The sequence below is a fragment of the Pseudomonas extremorientalis genome, assembly GCF_001870465.1.
GTDB lineage: Bacteria > Pseudomonadota > Gammaproteobacteria > Pseudomonadales > Pseudomonadaceae > Aquipseudomonas > Aquipseudomonas extremorientalis.
Genome location: NZ_MDGK01000059.1, coordinates 1 through 14,416, shown reverse-complemented (window position 1 = coordinate 14,416; position 14,416 = coordinate 1). Strand labels below are relative to the sequence as shown.

General features: G+C 60.8%; 11 protein-coding genes and 3 tRNA genes. 7 read left to right on the top strand and 7 right to left on the bottom strand.

The window, feature by feature from the left end; genetic code table 11:
- The first annotated feature begins 565 nt into the window (after nucleotides 1–565).
- Nucleotides 566–2,047: an NCS1 family nucleobase:cation symporter-1 gene (locus BFN10_RS25620; protein ID WP_071492055.1), complete on the top strand. Its 1,482-nt coding sequence runs from the start codon at nucleotides 566–568 to the stop codon at nucleotides 2,045–2,047.
- A 27-nt stretch (nucleotides 2,048–2,074) separates the two neighbouring features.
- Nucleotides 2,075–3,358, top strand: a complete 1,284-nt coding sequence (locus BFN10_RS25615) for a Zn-dependent hydrolase (protein WP_071492054.1) — start codon at nucleotides 2,075–2,077, stop codon at nucleotides 3,356–3,358.
- A gap of 60 nt (nucleotides 3,359–3,418) precedes the next feature.
- Here the strand turns inward: BFN10_RS25615 and BFN10_RS25610 are convergent, their stop codons facing one another.
- The 4 genes from BFN10_RS25610 to BFN10_RS25595 form a co-directional block, all read right to left on the bottom strand.
- Nucleotides 3,419–3,877, bottom strand: a complete 459-nt coding sequence (locus tag BFN10_RS25610; RefSeq protein ID WP_071492053.1) for an REP-associated tyrosine transposase — start codon at nucleotides 3,875–3,877, stop codon at nucleotides 3,419–3,421.
- A 372-nt stretch (nucleotides 3,878–4,249) separates the two neighbouring features.
- Nucleotides 4,250–5,668 carry an efflux transporter outer membrane subunit gene (locus BFN10_RS25605; RefSeq protein ID WP_071492052.1) on the bottom strand — a complete coding sequence of 473 codons (1,419 nt, stop codon included), beginning with the start codon at nucleotides 5,666–5,668 and terminating at the stop codon, nucleotides 4,250–4,252.
- Complete coding sequence (locus BFN10_RS25600; protein ID WP_071492051.1) at nucleotides 5,652–6,821, bottom strand: efflux RND transporter periplasmic adaptor subunit; 1,170 nt, start codon at nucleotides 6,819–6,821, stop codon at nucleotides 5,652–5,654. The genes BFN10_RS25605 and BFN10_RS25600 overlap by 17 nt, the downstream gene beginning before the upstream one ends.
- Nucleotides 6,811–10,032, bottom strand: a complete 3,222-nt coding sequence (locus BFN10_RS25595) for an efflux RND transporter permease subunit (protein WP_071492050.1) — start codon at nucleotides 10,030–10,032, stop codon at nucleotides 6,811–6,813. The genes BFN10_RS25600 and BFN10_RS25595 overlap by 11 nt, the downstream gene beginning before the upstream one ends.
- Before the next feature lie 198 nt (nucleotides 10,033–10,230).
- Here BFN10_RS25595 and BFN10_RS25590 point away from each other — a divergent pair, with 198 nt between their 5' ends.
- A complete protein-coding gene (locus BFN10_RS25590; RefSeq protein ID WP_058426814.1) occupies nucleotides 10,231–10,641 on the top strand; it encodes a PA0061/PA0062 family lipoprotein in 411 nt (136 codons plus the stop codon).
- Here BFN10_RS25590 and BFN10_RS29535 read toward each other — a convergent pair.
- On the bottom strand, nucleotides 10,638–10,799 hold the full coding sequence (locus tag BFN10_RS29535) for a hypothetical protein (RefSeq protein ID WP_165447913.1): 162 nt from the start codon (nucleotides 10,797–10,799) through the stop codon (nucleotides 10,638–10,640). The genes BFN10_RS25590 and BFN10_RS29535 overlap by 4 nt on opposite strands.
- A 190-nt stretch (nucleotides 10,800–10,989) precedes the next feature.
- Between BFN10_RS29535 and BFN10_RS25585 the strand changes: the two genes are divergently transcribed.
- Complete coding sequence (locus tag BFN10_RS25585; RefSeq protein WP_071492049.1) at nucleotides 10,990–11,652, top strand: C39 family peptidase; 663 nt, start codon at nucleotides 10,990–10,992, stop codon at nucleotides 11,650–11,652.
- A gap of 36 nt (nucleotides 11,653–11,688) precedes the next feature.
- On the opposite strand, the gene pbpG is transcribed toward BFN10_RS25585, so the two are convergent.
- Together pbpG and folD are read right to left on the bottom strand one after the other, a co-directional pair.
- Entirely contained in the window at nucleotides 11,689–12,612 is a 924-nt protein-coding gene (gene pbpG / locus BFN10_RS25580) for a D-alanyl-D-alanine endopeptidase (protein WP_071492048.1), read from the bottom strand.
- A 208-nt stretch (nucleotides 12,613–12,820) separates the two neighbouring features.
- Nucleotides 12,821–13,675 carry a bifunctional methylenetetrahydrofolate dehydrogenase/methenyltetrahydrofolate cyclohydrolase FolD gene (folD, locus tag BFN10_RS25575; RefSeq protein ID WP_071492047.1) on the bottom strand — a complete coding sequence of 285 codons (855 nt, stop codon included), beginning with the start codon at nucleotides 13,673–13,675 and terminating at the stop codon, nucleotides 12,821–12,823.
- Between the two features lie 279 nt (nucleotides 13,676–13,954).
- On the opposite strand from folD, the gene BFN10_RS25570 reads away from it, so the two are divergent.
- The 3 genes from BFN10_RS25570 to BFN10_RS25560 all read left to right on the top strand — a co-directional run bounded on the left by BFN10_RS25570 (nucleotide 13,955) and on the right by BFN10_RS25560 (nucleotide 14,280).
- A tRNA-Arg gene (locus BFN10_RS25570) sits at nucleotides 13,955–14,031 on the top strand.
- Nucleotides 14,032–14,063: 32 nt separating this feature from the next.
- Nucleotides 14,064–14,139: transfer RNA gene (locus BFN10_RS25565), tRNA-His, on the top strand.
- Between the two features lie 56 nt (nucleotides 14,140–14,195).
- Nucleotides 14,196–14,280 (top strand) — tRNA-Leu (locus BFN10_RS25560).
- Nucleotides 14,281–14,416 lie beyond the last annotated feature (136 nt).

Below are 14,416 nucleotides of genomic sequence, written 5' to 3'. Positions count from 1 at the left end.
GCTTGTGCCAGTTCTAAGTGTTGTATTGCTGCTTGCCGATGGTCGGTTAATTCCTGTCATCGGTGACAGGAATAGAAACTAGCCCGAGTTTTTCGATTGGGCAAGAAGATTTTTTATAAGCATATATCGTTTTCAACATATTGATTTTTAAGGATAAAAATCAATAATCACCAAAATGTAGCGACCTCTCACCATTTTGACGCACTTGACAGGTTCTTGAATTGAGCAACATTTCCTATTGCAAATCAGACGCTTGAGACATGCCTCTTGACGGGTAGGGGAAATAAAAATAATTGTGTTGCACCAGATTGAGTCCTGATGGTTCGGGCAACTTCCGCACTATTTAGCCTGAGTAAGGCGGCAAGTACCGAAGGCGCAATCGGAAAGCTGATAAACATCAGCACGTTATATAAGCGGTGAGGGTGCGGTAACGCTTGTCGGCACGGTTATTGAGTGCAGAGGCGGCTGGCCGGGCCCGTGATGTCATGTTGTTTACGAGGTACTCCGGCCGCCTGCACCCAACTGCAGGCGCGCAACAATAATTCGAAAAAACCGTGGAGCGGCCATGCAACAGAACAGATCGCAAGTCATTGAACGCAACGGCCTGTACGAACTCGACGCCGGCCCCGACGTCCTCGACAGCCCTCGCTACAACCACGACATGGCACCGACCAAGGTGCACGAACGCACCTGGAACAAGTGGCACATCACCGCGCTGTGGGTCGGTATGTCGATCTGCGTGCCCACGTATACGCTGGGTGGCGTGCTCACTGCGTACTTCGGGCTGTCGGTGGGCGAGGCGCTGATGGCGATCCTGCTCGCGAACATCGTGGTGCTGATTCCGCTGACGCTGAACGCCTTTCCGGGCACCAAGTACGGCATACCGTTTCCGGTGTTGTTGCGGTCGTCATTCGGCATCCTCGGCTCCAATGTGCCGTGCCTGATCAGGGCGTTGGTGGCCTGTGGCTGGTTTGGTATCCAGACCATGTTTGGCGGGCTGGCGATCCACCTGTTCCTGGGCTCGATCTTCGAGGGGTGGAAGTCCCTTGGCGGCACCGGCGAGGTGATCGGTTTCATGATTTTCTGGTGCCTGAACCTGTGGGTGGTGCTGCGTGGCGCCGAATCGATCAAGCGCCTGGAAACCTTGTCGGCGCCGTTGCTGGTGGCGGTGGGCATCGGCCTGCTGGTGTGGGCGATGCCCAACGTGTCGATCAGCGAATTGATGGCGATCCCGCCCAAGCGTCCCGAGGGTGCGAGCCTGACCGGTTACTTCATGGCCGGGCTCACCGCGATGGTAGGGTTCTGGGCCACCTTGTCACTGAACATTCCCGATTTCAGCCGCTACGCCAAAAGCCAGAAGGACCAGATTCTCGGGCAGATTTTCGGCCTGCCGCTGACCATGTTCCTGTTCGCCGCCCTCGGCGTGATCATGACCGCCGCTTCGGTGAAACTGGTGGGCGTGAGCGTGTCCGATCCGGTGACACTGATCGGGCATATCCAGAGCCCGGTGTGGGTGGCCGTGGCCATGGCGCTGATCATCGTCGCCACCTTGTCCACCAACACCGCCGCGAACATTGTCTCGCCCACCAATGACTTCCAGAACATCGCGCCCAAGCTGATCAACCGCACCACGGCGGTGATCCTCACCGGCCTGGTCGGGCTGGCGTTGATGGCCCATGAGCTGCTGAAGAAACTCGGCCTGATCGTTTCCGAGGTGAGCCTGGAGACCGTCTACTCCAACTGGTTGCTTGGCTATTCCAGCCTGCTGGGGCCGATCGCCGGGATCATGGTGGTGGACTATTTCATCACCCGCAAACAGCAACTGGACTTGGCCGGCCTGTATCGCGATGACGTTTACCCGGCATGGAACTGGAGCGGTTTCATCGCCTTCGGCGTGCCGGTGGTGCTGACCTTGCTGTCGTTGGGCAGCGATGCGTTCAGCTGGTTCTACAGCTATGGCTGGTTTACCGGTTCGGCGCTGGGTGGGTTGCTGTATTACGGCCTGAATGCCAAGCGCGGGGCCACGCCGGTCACCGTCAATCCATAAGAAGAAATGTAGCCTGAGGAGATCCCCATGAACGCTGCCCTGGACGTTCTGCAATCCACCCATCAGCACATCAACCGCGACCGCCTGTGGCAATCGCTGATGGACCTGGCCAGGCTCGGCGCCACGCCCAAGGGGGGGGTGTGTCGCTTGGCCCTCACCGACCTCGACCGCAAGGCCCGCGATCTGTTCGTGCAGTGGTGCGAAGACGCCGGCTGCACCGTGACCGTCGACGGCATCGGCAATATCTTCGCCCGCCGCCCCGGACGCAACCCTGACCTGCCGCCGGTGATGACCGGCAGCCATATCGACACCCAGCCCACCGGCGGCAAGTTTGACGGTTGCTTTGGCGTGCTGGCAGGGGTGGAAGTGCTGCGGACGCTCAATGACCTCAAGTTGGAGACCGAGGCTCCGTTGGAAGTGGTGGTGTGGACCAACGAAGAAGGCTCGCGTTTTCCGCCCTGCATGATGGGCTCGGGGGTGTTTGCCGAGAAATTCACCCTGGCCGATACCTTGGCCAAGGTCGATGTGGATGGCGTCAGTGTGGGCGATGCGCTGAATGCGATTGGCTACGCGGGCTCGCGGCCGGTCAGCGGGCACAAGGTGGGAGCGTATTTCGAGGCGCATATCGAACAAGGGCCGATTCTTGAGGATGAGAAGAAGACGATTGGTGTGGTGCTCGGCGCCTTGGGGCAGAAGTGGTTCGACCTGAAACTGCGCGGCGTCGAGGCGCATGCGGGGCCGACGCCGATGCACCTGCGCAAGGATGCTCTGGTGGGCGCGGCAGCGGTGGTGGCGGCGGTGAACGCAGCCGCATTGGCGCACCAACCTCATGCATGTGGGACGGTGGGTTGCCTGCAGGCTTATCCGGGATCGCGCAACGTCATTCCCGGTGAAGTGCGCATGACCCTGGATTTTCGTCACCTGGAGCCGGCGCGCCTGGACTCGATGATCAGTGAGGTGCGCAAGGTCATTGAGGACACATGCACCAAGCATGGGCTCAGTTTCGAGATGGAGCCCACCGCTGACTTCCCGCCGCTGTATTTCGATCAGGGCTGCGTAGACGCGGTGCGCAATGCCGCCAATGGCCTGGGCTTGTCGAACATGGATATCGTCAGCGGGGCAGGGCACGACGCGATCTTCGTCGCCGAACTGGGCCCGGCGGGGATGATTTTCGTGCCGTGCGAGGGCGGCATCAGCCACAACGAAATCGAGAATGCCGCACCGGATGACCTGGCGGCGGGATGTGCGGTGTTGTTGCGGGCGATGGTTGCAGCGTCAGCCGCTATCGCCAGCGGCAAGCTGGCCGCCTGAAATGCAGTAAAAAATGTGGGAGGGGGCAAGCCCCCTCCCACAATGAGTGTGTGTTCAGCTTTATATCCAGATTGCATCCCACAGCGGGTAGTCGCCAATCTTCTCTACCAACCCTGCCCTCAATGGGTTAGCCACCACGTACCTGGCCATTTTCACCAGGTCATCTTCCTTGCGCAGTGCCCGGTCGTGGAAGCTTTCCTGCCAGAGTCTTCCCTTGCGTCCGCTTAGGCCGTTGACGGACCGCGTGCTCTTGGATTTTACCTGCCGCATCAGGTCCGCCAACGAGTCTTTTTTCAACTCAATAAGCCAATGAAAGTGGTCAGGCATGATCACCCACGCCAGCGAGTTTGCGAGCCCTCGGTACTGAGCCAGGCGAAACTGCCAGACCACCAGTCGACCGAGGTGGAAGTCGCTGAATATCGGTAGGCGTTCGTGGGTGTTGGTGGTGATCAGGTAGATGCGGTTGGGTTCGCTGAAGCGTCCGATGCGCAGCCGATGTGAAGCGGGTAAATCTGCCATTCCCTGGCCCTCTCAAGGTGTGTTCAGAGAGGCTAGATCGGTGTGTAAAAGGCTGATTGGCCGGCCTTTGGCAGGATGTGTCTGGAAGAACGCCATCGGGGGCAAGCCCCCTCCCACATTGGTTCTGCGGCGTTCATACATTGTGTGTCTGGCACAGGAGCAGGGTGGAAGGGGCAAGCCCCCTCCCACATTGGTTCAGCGGCGTTCATACATTGTGTGTCTGGCACAGGAGCAGGGTGGAAGTGGCAAGCCCCCTCCCACATTGGTTCTGCGGCGTTCATACATTGTGTGTCTGGCACAGGACAAGTGTGGGAGGGGGCTTGCCCCCGATTGCGGTAGTTCAGTTGACAGTTATGTGACTGACCCACCGTATCAGGCGCCCGGCTGCCAGCCACCGCCAAGCGCCGTCACCAACCCCACACTCGCCTGCAACTGCCGCGTCTGCACCGCCTGCAAGGTGCGCTGCGCCTGTAACGCTGCCGTCTGCGCCGTCACCACATCCAGATAACTCACGGCCCCCGCCTCGTAGCTGTTCATCGCCAGCGCCTGGGTGTGCTGCGCCGCGTCCGCTGCTGCCTGCTCATCCAAGGCTTCCTGCTGCAGATCTCGCAATTGCCCCAGGTTATCTTCCACCTCGCGCACGGCCTTCAGCACCTGGCTGCGGTAGTGTGCCGATGCCTCTTCGAATTCGGCTTTGGCCTGGCGCTCGTTGGCGCTCAGGCGGCCCCCGTCAAAGATCGGCAGGTTCACCAGCGGCCCCAGCGCCCAGTAGCGATTACCGGCGGACAGCAGGTTGCCGACGCCCTGCGTCTGCCCGCCAATCAACCCGGTCAGGCTGAAATCCGGATACCACGCTGCCTTCGCTACGCCGATGTTGGCGTTGGCGGCAAACACCCGCCGTTCCGCCGCTGCAATATCCGGCCGACGTTGCAGGAGATGGCTTGGCAGCTGCGATGGAATGCCCGGCAGTGCAATCAATTGCGGGCTCGGCGGCACGGAGAACTCGCTGGCCGCCACGCCCACCAGTTCACCGATGGCATGCTCGGTCAGGTTGCGTTGCCCGCGGACTTCATCCAGCTGCGCCTTGGCTTCGGCCAGTTGGTTCTGTGCACGCGTCAGGTCCAGCTCCGAGGCGATCTGGCCCTCATACCGGCTGCGGGTCAGTTGCAGGGCCTGGCTGAAATCATCCAGCGAACGCTTGAGAATCCGCGCCTGTGCATCCAGCCCATTGAGCTGCACATACAGGCTCGCCAGTTGATGCTGCAAGCTCAGGCGCGCCACCGCCAGGTCGTCACCCGACGCTTGCGCCTGGGCGTCACCCGCCGCCACCTGGTTGCGGATTTTGCCCCACAGGTCCAGGTCGTAACTCAACGAAAACCCTGCGCTATTGCTGTTGTACACCGACGGCTGCGTGGTCCCGCGTAGCGGCCGTGAATCCGATTGGCGCTGGCGCAACGGCTGTGCGCTGGCGGTGATCTGCGGGAACAGCCCGGCATGCAGTTGGCTGGCGTACGCCTGGGACGCATCGAAGTGCGCCAGTGCCGCCGCCAGGTCCGGGTTGGCCTTGAGCAGTTGCTGTTGCAGGTCGTTCAGGCGCGGGTCGTGGTAGAGCTTCCACCATTCGGGCGCCAATTGGTCGGACGGTTGCGCGCTGTGCCAGGGACCGTCGCTGGTCTGTTCGCGGTAGTGCGCAGGCAGGTCAATCGGCGGCACCTTGTAGGTGGGCGCCATAGAGCAACCCTGTAACGCCAGCAGCATCAGTGCAACGAGGGGATTAAGCCTTGGGCGCATGCGTACCTCCAGCGGCGTCGGCCAGTTGCACCGGGTCGCCTTCGCGCAGGGCGTCGGGCGGGTTGTCGACCACGCGGTCGGCGGGTTTCAGGCCCTGGTCGATGACCAGGCGTTCACCGAGGTCGAGGCCGATATGGATGCCTTGCAAGTGCACATGATTCTGCGCATCCAGCACCGCCACTTGCGTGCCCTGGGCGCGGAAGATCAACGCGCTGGCCGGGATGCTCACGCCATGGGTGTCCGCCGGGATCGGCAGGGTCGCTTCGGCGTAATCGCCGGGCAGCAGCTCGCCGTTGGGGTTGTCGGCCACGAACTGCGCGAGCAGGGTGCCGGAGCGCCGGTCGATGGCAGTGGAGTCGCCGATCAGGCGCGCCTTGAAGTGCTCGCCAGGATGCTCGGGTACCGTCAGCTCGGCTTCAAGGCCGGGGTGGATGACCGCGGCGTAGTTCTGCGGCACCGGTACATACAGGCGCAGTTGGTGGGTGTCGGCGATGTTGAACAGCTCCGGGTCGCTGTCGGTGTCGGCCTTGATCAACTGGCCGATATCGGTGTTACGTGCGGTGATGGTGCCGGCGAACGGCGCGCGGATAGTCTTGTAGCTTTCCAGTGCGGTCAGCCTGGCGTAGTCGGCAGCAGCGGCCTCGGCGTTGGCTTTGGCGGCGGCGGCATTGGAAGTTTTCTCATCGGCTTCCTGGCGCGACACCGAGTGGCTCGCCAGCAAGTTCTGCCAGCGCGTGGCGGTGGTGGCGGCCAGGCGTGCGTTGGCCTGTTCCTGCACCAGGCGTGCGTGGGCCTGCGCCAGTTGTTGGTCGAGGTCGGGGCTGTCGATCTCGGCAAGGATTTGCCCGGCTTCGACCCGCGTCCCGATGTCGGCTTTCCAGTCCTTGAGGTAGCCGCTGACCCGCGCATGGATCGGTGCCTTGCTCCAGGCTTCCAGGTGCGCGGGCAGGCGCAGGGTATCGCCGGCCGCATTCTGCTGCGGTTGGAACACCATCACCTGCGGGATGGCGGCGGTCTCGGTCCAGGCCGTGACCGACTGTTCGTGCAAGGTACGGGCGTGCAGGCCGTTGGCGACCAACAGGGCGGCCAGGGTCAGGCCGCCGACACCCATGAGCATCAGACGCTTGCGCGAGGGTTTGTGATCAGACGACATGAGACGTTTCTCCAGCTGTAGCACGATTAGGGTGACGACCGTGGACCAGGCTGAAGACCACGGGTACAAACAACAGGGTGGCCGTGGTGGCGAGGATCAGGCCACCGATCACCGCACGGCCGAGCGGGGCGTTCTGTTCTTCGGACATCGCCAGGGGCAACATGCCGATGATCATCGCCAGGGCGGTCATGCACACCGGACGAAAACGCGTGTAGCCGGCTTCCAGCGCCGCCTTCAATGCATCGCCATGTTCGGCCAGGCGTTCGCGGCAGAAACTCACCACCAGGATCGAGTTGGCGGTGGCGACGCCCATGCACAGGATCGCCCCGGTCAATGCCGGCACCGACAAGGACGTGTCGCTGAGGAACAGCATCCACACGATCCCCGCCAGCGCCGCCGGCAAGGCGGTGATGATCACGAACGGGTCGACCCATGATTGGAAGTTGACCACGATCAGCAGGTAGATCAGCACCACCGCACCGAGCAGGCCAAAACTCAAGCCGCTGAACGCTTCATGCAGTGCATCGATCTGCCCATGCAGGCTGATCACCGCGCCTTTGGGGCGCATGGAGGCGGTGTCATCCAGCACTTTCTGAACGTCACGGGCCACGCCGCCGAGGTCGCGGCCTTGCACGTTGGCATACAGGTCCAGGGTCGGCTCGATGTTGTAGTGGGTCACCACCGCCGGGCTCTGCACGCGGGAGATGGTGGCTACACCGCCGAGGATCTGCGACTGGCCGTTAGCACCGGTCACCGGCAGGGCTTCCAGCGAGGGCAGGCTGTCGAGGCGGTATTGCGGGGTGGCCGCGACGATGGAATAGGACACACCGTTGGCCGGGTTGAGCCAGAAGGTCGGTGCCACCTGTGAACTGCCGGCGAGGGACGCCACCATGCTGTTGGTCACGTCGCGCTCGGTGATACCCAGGCCATTGGCGCGCAGACGGTCGACGTTCACCTGCAGCGACGGGTAGCCGGTGGATTGCTGGATACGCAGGTCGGCGATGCCCGGTACGTTTCGCAGGCGTCGCTCAAGCTCCACTGCATAGGCGCGGTTTTCTTCATCACTGCGCCCGGAGATCTTCACGTCCAGCGGAGCCGGGGCGCCGAAGTTGAGAATCTGGCTGCTGATGTCCGCCGGCAGGAACGCAAAGTGTCTGCCGGGGAAACTTTGCGGCAGGGCTTCACGCAGTTTTTTCACGTAATCGGCGGTGGGCGCATGGTCCTTTTTCAGGGTGACCTGTATATCGCCATCCTGCGGACCGATGGTGCCGCTGCTGCTGTAGGCCATGTCGATGCCGCTGAGCGGAATGCCGATGTTGTCGACGATGGTGTCCAACTCTTCGGCGGGGATCACTTCGCGGATCCGCGCTTCGATGCGGTCGAAGGCCGCGGCGCTTTCTTCGATACGCGTGCCCAGTGGCAAGCGTACGTGCAGGGCCAGGGCGCCTGCGTCGGTAGCCGGGAAAAAATCCTGGCCCAGGCTCGGCAGCAGCAGGAACGACGCCAGCACACAGGCCAGGAAGCCGACGATAAAACGCTTGCGATTGCCCAGCGCCAAGGTCAGCAAGCCGTGGTAGGTGTCGCGGATGTTCGAGAAGTGACGCTCGAAGCCCTGCTGGAAATTCAGCACCGATTGCAGCACGCGATTGCGCGGTTTCGGGTGCTGTTCACCCTCGTGGTGGTTGATGAATTCATCTTCCGGGTGATGCCCAGCGCCTGGCTCCGGCGTGTGCGGCTTGAGCAGGAACATCGCCAGGGTCGGCACTAGCGTCCGCGAGAGGATGAACGAACTGGCCATGGCAAAGATCACCGCCAGGGCCATCGGCCGGAACAGGTAACCGGCGATGCCTTGCAGCAGGAACATCGGCACGAACACGATGCAGATGCACAGCAGCGAGACGAACGCTGGGCCGACAATTTGCGCGGCACCGTCGAGGATCGCGGTCTTCACCGCCTTGCCTTGCTCCAGATGCCAGTTGATGTTTTCGATGGTCACCGTGGCGTCGTCCACCAGGATGCCCACGGCCAGCGCCAGCCCGCCCAACGTCATCACGTTGAGGGTTTGCCCGCTGGCCGCCAGCAACGCGATGGCCGAGAGCACGGCCAAGGGAATTGATGCGGCGATGATCAGCGTCGAGCGCCAGCTGCCGAGGAACAGCAGGATCATCGCACTGGTCAGCAGCGCGGCAATGATGCCTTCCTGGGCCACGCTGCCCACCGATTGCTTGACGAACACCGATGCGTCGCCGAGCAGCGAGGTCTTCAGCGATGGCGGCAGGGTTTCGTTGATGCGCGGCAACATCTGGCGGATGCCGTCGATGATCGACAGGGTGGAAATGCTGCCGTTTTTCAGCGCCGGCATCAGCACGGCGCGGTGGCCGTCGACGCGCACAATATTGGTCTGCGGTGGCGAGCCGTCACGCACGTGCGCCACCTGGCCAATCGTGATCAGCGCACCGTCGACGGTCTTGATCGGCAGGTCGTTGAGTTCATCGATGGCCTTGGGGCTGTTGTTGAGCAGGATCGTGTATTCGTCGGGGCCGAGTTTGGCGGTGCCCACCGGGATGATCTGGTTTTGCAGTGCCAGGGCGTTACCCACGTCCTGCGCCGACAGGCCTTTGGCAGCCAGCGCCTGCGGGTCGAGGTCGAGGGTGATCTGGCGTTGCTTGCCACCCATCGGTGTCGGCATGGCCAGGCCGGGCAGGGAACTGAGCGGCAAGCGAATGTTGTTCTGCACCAGGTCGCGGATCTTGGCTTCCGAGAGGCTGGGGCTGGAGAACGCCATTTGCAGGATCGGCACCGTGGAGGCGCTGTAGTTGAGGATCAGCGGCGGCGTGATGCCCGGTGGCATTTGCTTGAGTACAGTTTGTGAAACCGCCGTCACTTGGGCATTGGCGGTGCGGATATCCACGCCGGGCTGGAAGAAGATCTTGACGATGCCCATGCCGGGCAGCGATTGCGATTCGATATGTTCGATGTCGTTGACGGTGGTGCTCAGGGAGCGTTCGTAGGTGTAGATCACCCGGCCGGCCATGGCGTCCGGCGACAGGCCGTTGTACTGCCAGACCACGGCGACCACGGGGATGCCGATATCCGGGAAAACATCAGTAGGGGTACGCAGGGCCGCCATTGGCCCGATGATGCAGATGAAGATGGCCAACACGATAAAGGTGTATGGCTTTTGCAGTGCGGTCTTTACCAGCCCGAGCATGCGTGAAACCTCCGGAAGGAGCAGGATTGCAAACCCCGGCAGTCTCACGCGACCCACCTAACACGCACCTTTCAGCCAGGTGAAGGAACATTTAGGTTAGGGCTGAAGATCGTTTCATATGTATTCATTTGTTCTACAAAGGGCAGCTCCTCAAGCTTGCAACCCATCGGACACATTGTCTTTCTTTGGAGCCCTGCCATGTCACTCAAACCTTTATTGTTGATTCCTGCCCTTGGTGCTGTGCTGTTGTTGTCGGCATGTGCCGGCCCGATCCCCAAGGCTGACCCGAGCGAAGCGTGGATCGGTCTGAAAGAAGAAGCGCCGAATGACCTGATGGCCGAGCGGGTAGATGGCAAGCGCGTGGATGACGGGCGCTTTTTTGAAGTGCCACCAGGCGATCATCGCCTGGATGTGACGCTGTTCGAGGAAGAACCCGGCGACGATAATCAGCAAGACTGCCAGGGGCGTGTCGAGTACAAGCATTTCAAGGCGGGTGAGCACTACACCCTGGTCGAATCCAGCCTGGGTACTACCGTGCGTGCGTCCTTGATGGACGGGCACGGCAAGGAAGTTGCGGCCACTCAGGACTTCAATTGCATGCCAGGCTAGGCGTGATGCACCGCGGCCTTGTGAGGCTTGGCGGGTGCCGTCGGTTTGACGTGGGGGTGATGGTGCCGGCGGGTAATGCGCAACACCCCCCACAGCATGGCGCCGGCTACCGCCAGCCAACCGCAGATCAACAGGAAAATCGTCGTTGCAAGGCTCATTCGGGCCTCCTTTCGCCCCGCAGGGGGCACACACAGTCTTCTCAATGGACAGTCTAGCTACCTGGCGGTTGCCTGCTATTGACCAATGGTCGAGTGCGACCAACTTCTTTGCTATATCCACGCCCCCTGCACAATCGCGATTGGGCTATGATCAGGGCCCTTACCGGCACTCGATCAAGAGAGTAGAAAATTGCGGTTACGGTCGAACCTGAAAACATCCTTGTTAATTGCTTGTGCCCTGGGCCTCGCGGCCTGTTCCTCCGCACCGTCGAGGCTGGCGGGCCTGCCGGAGCGAGTCGAACTCAATGGCGTGCCGACCTTTCGCAGCGAGGCTTATCAGAGCGGTCCTACATCGTTAGCCAGCATGCTGTCGCAACAAGGCATTGTCATGACACCGGGGTTGCTGGATAAGCCACTGCATCTGCCGGGCGGTGAAGCGGACCTTGAGCGCAACATGCAGGTACTGGCGCGTGAGTACGGGCTGATGGTGTACCCGCTGGATGCGAAGCTGACGGCGGTGCTGGCACAGGTCGCGGCGGGTTATCCGGTGATGGCGCGGATTGGTGGCGGGCTGTGGTCCGACGCGCACTACGTGGTAGTGGTGGGGTTCAATCAGCAGAAAAGCACGGTGCTGCTGCGCTCAGGCATGGATCGGCGCCTGTTGATGAGCTTCGGCGACTTCGAGTCAAAATGGAAAAGCGCCGGAAACTGGGCAATCCTCACCCAGCGCCCGAGCCAGTTGCCAGCCAATGTCGACGCGCAGCGCTGGCGGGATGCGGCTGACGCAACGGCCCAGGCCGGGCAGGAGCGGGCGGCGGCGCAGGCGCTGAAGGTGTTGGCGGAACGCAAATAAAAAACGGCGCTATCAAGCGCCGTTTTTTATGGTCGGTTATCGACGCGCTTCTGCAGCATTCGGCCGATTTTTCAGGTTCTTGTCGGCCTTGTAGCGCAACGCCACATCCGGCACCGACCCGCTCTTGCCGGTTTCAACCCAATTGCGGATACGGCTGGCATCGGCAAAGTGGGTGAATTTGCCGAAAGCGTCCAGGATCACCAATGACACCGGGCGGTTGCCCATGCTGGTCACCAGCACCAGGCAGTGGCCGGCCTGGTTGGTGAAGCCGGTCTTGGTCAGCTTGATGTCCCAATTGGCGCGGTTGATCAGGTGGTCGGTGTTGGAGAAGCCCAGGGTGTAGTTGGGCTTGCGGAACGACACGGTCTTTTCCTTGGTGGTGCTCAATTGGCTCAGCAAGGGGTAGTGACGCGCGGCGGCGAGCAGTTTGCTCAGGTCACGGGCGGTGGACACGTTGTGGATCGACAGGCCGGTGGGTTCCACATAGTGAGTGCTGGTCATGCCCAGCGCCTTGGCCTTGGCGTTCATCGCGGCAATAAACGCCGGGTAACCGCCTGGATAGTGGTGCGCCAGGCTCGCGGCGGCGCGGTTCTCCGAGGACATCAAGGCGATCAGCAGCATTTCTTTGCGTGGCATCTCGCTGCCGATTTTCACCCGGGAAAACACGCCTTTCATTTCCGGCGTGTCCTTGATGTTGATATCGATGTATTCATCCATGTTCTGCTTGGCTTCCAGCACCACCAGGCCGGTCATCAACTTGCTCACCGAGGCGATCGGCACCACCACGTCAGGGTTGCTGGAATAGATGACCTTGTTGGTCTGCAGGTCCACCAGCATGGCGCTGCCGGAGGCGATTTGCAGTTTGGAGGTATCACGCGGGGCCTGGGTGGTTTCGGCGGCATGAGCGAAAGTGCCTGTAAACGCAAAAAATAGGCTGACGATAGAGAGACGAATTTTCACGCGGATGAACTCGCTAAAAAAGTAAGGAAATACCGTTCGGGAACGGTTTTTGGATAAATGCCGTTACATTTTAGGAGTATGGATCAGAAAGTGTCGAATGTTCTTCTGGAACCAGACGAAAGTGCTTAAAAACTAAGAAAAAACAGGATTTATTACGGGCAATAAAAAGCCCTGCGATAAGGCAGGGCTTTTTCAGTACACCCGGTTATTAAGCGTGCAGGGTCTCTGCGGCGTACAGGGTGTTTTCCAGCAGGCAGGCGCGCGTCATCGGGCCGACACCGCCGGGTACCGGGGTGATCCAGCCGGCGCGGGGCAGGGCGGTTTCGTACACCACGTCGCCGACCAGCTTGCCGTCTTCCTGGCGGTTGATGCCCACGTCGATGACGATGGCGCCTTCCTTGATCCACTCACCCTTGACCAGGCCCGGCTTGCCGGCGGCAACCACCACCAGGTCGGCGCGGCCGACGTGGCCGGCGAGGTCCTTGGTGAAGCGGTGGGTAACGGTCACGGTGCAGCCGGCCAGCAGCAGTTCCATGGCCATCGGACGACCGACGATGTTGGACGCGCCAACAACCACGGCGTCGAGGCCGTACAGGTCGACACCGGTGCTTTCCAGCAGGGTCATGATGCCCTTCGGCGTGCACGGGCGCAGCAGCGGGATACGCTGGGCCAGGCGGCCGACGTTATAAGGGTGGAAACCGTCGACGTCTTTGTCCGGACGAATGCGCTCCAGCAATTTGGAGGCGTCCAGGTGCTCGGGCAATGGCAGTTGAAGCAGGATGCCATCGATCTTCGGGTCGTCGTTGAGGCCGTCGATCAGGTCGGTAAGGGCCTGCTGGGTGGTCTCGGAAGGCAAGTCGTAGGCCTTGGAAATAAAGCCGACCTCTTCACAGTCTTTACGCTTGTGCGAGACATAAACCTGAGAGGCAGGATCGCTGCCGACCAGGATCACCGCGAGGCCAGGCGTGCGCAGGCCTTGCTGGCTGCGCTCGGTGACTCGTTTGGCGATCTGCTGGCGCAGGCTGGCGGCGATTGATTTGCCGTCGATAAGTTGTGCAGTCATTACGCGTGATTAACCATCGAGAGGGGGAAGAAAAGTGCGCGCATTCTCGCATGCCAAGGCGTGAGGGCAAAGGCGCTTGGTCTGCAAATTGCCCTAACCCCTTAAATAAAATGAATTTTTTTCAAAAAAGATTTGACGGGTTTCGAGGGCGTCTATACTATTCGTCGCACTTGTCGGGCACAGCCTAGCACTGGTTAAGAAGGTCGAGCAGAATAGCGTGTTGTTCTGCAAGGCTGGAAGCACTTAGTTTGTAATCCTCCAAGAGTACAGATTAATAAGGCGCCCGTAGCTCAGCTGGATAGAGCATCCGCCTTCTAAGCGGATGGTCGCAGGTTCGAGTCCTGCCGGGTGCGCCATTAGGCAGCTTTGGCACAAGTAGCGTCAGATGGTGGGCGTAGCTCAGTTGGTAGAGCACGGGATTGTGACTCCCGTTGTCGAGGGTTCGATCCCCTTCGTCCACCCCATATTTTGAAAGGCGCCAGATTAATCGTCTGGCGCCTTTGCTTTAAGAGCTTCAAGCGCGGATGTGGTGGAATTGGTAGACACACTGGATTTAGGTTCCAGCGCCGCGAGGCGTAAGAGTTCGAGTCTCTTCATCCGCACCAAATAAAGCCTGGCCTTGTTGAGAAACGGGGTAGGGCTAGACAAAGAAGTGGTTTGGTTTCTTTGTTAACGCAATATGGTGGGCGTAGCTCAGTTGGTAGAGCACGGGATTGTGACTCCCGTTGTCGAGGGTTCGAT

What these genes read in the sequence shown, in the direction of transcription:
- BFN10_RS25620 (WP_071492055.1), top strand. Translation starts at nt 566, where the DNA reads ATGCAACAGAACAGATCGCAAGTCATTGAACGCAACGGCCTGTACGAA.
- BFN10_RS25615 (WP_071492054.1), top strand. Translation starts at nt 2,075, where the DNA reads ATGAACGCTGCCCTGGACGTTCTGCAATCCACCCATCAGCACATCAAC.
- BFN10_RS25610 (WP_071492053.1), bottom strand. Translation starts at nt 3,877, where the DNA reads ATGGCAGATTTACCCGCTTCACATCGGCTGCGCATCGGACGCTTCAGC.
- BFN10_RS25605 (WP_071492052.1), bottom strand. Translation starts at nt 5,668, where the DNA reads ATGCGCCCAAGGCTTAATCCCCTCGTTGCACTGATGCTGCTGGCGTTA.
- BFN10_RS25600 (WP_071492051.1), bottom strand. Translation starts at nt 6,821, where the DNA reads ATGTCGTCTGATCACAAACCCTCGCGCAAGCGTCTGATGCTCATGGGT.
- BFN10_RS25595 (WP_071492050.1), bottom strand. Translation starts at nt 10,032, where the DNA reads ATGCTCGGGCTGGTAAAGACCGCACTGCAAAAGCCATACACCTTTATC.
- BFN10_RS25590 (WP_058426814.1), top strand. Translation starts at nt 10,231, where the DNA reads ATGTCACTCAAACCTTTATTGTTGATTCCTGCCCTTGGTGCTGTGCTG.
- BFN10_RS29535 (WP_165447913.1), bottom strand. Translation starts at nt 10,799, where the DNA reads ATGAGCCTTGCAACGACGATTTTCCTGTTGATCTGCGGTTGGCTGGCG.
- folD (WP_071492047.1), bottom strand. Translation starts at nt 13,675, where the DNA reads ATGACTGCACAACTTATCGACGGCAAATCAATCGCCGCCAGCCTGCGC.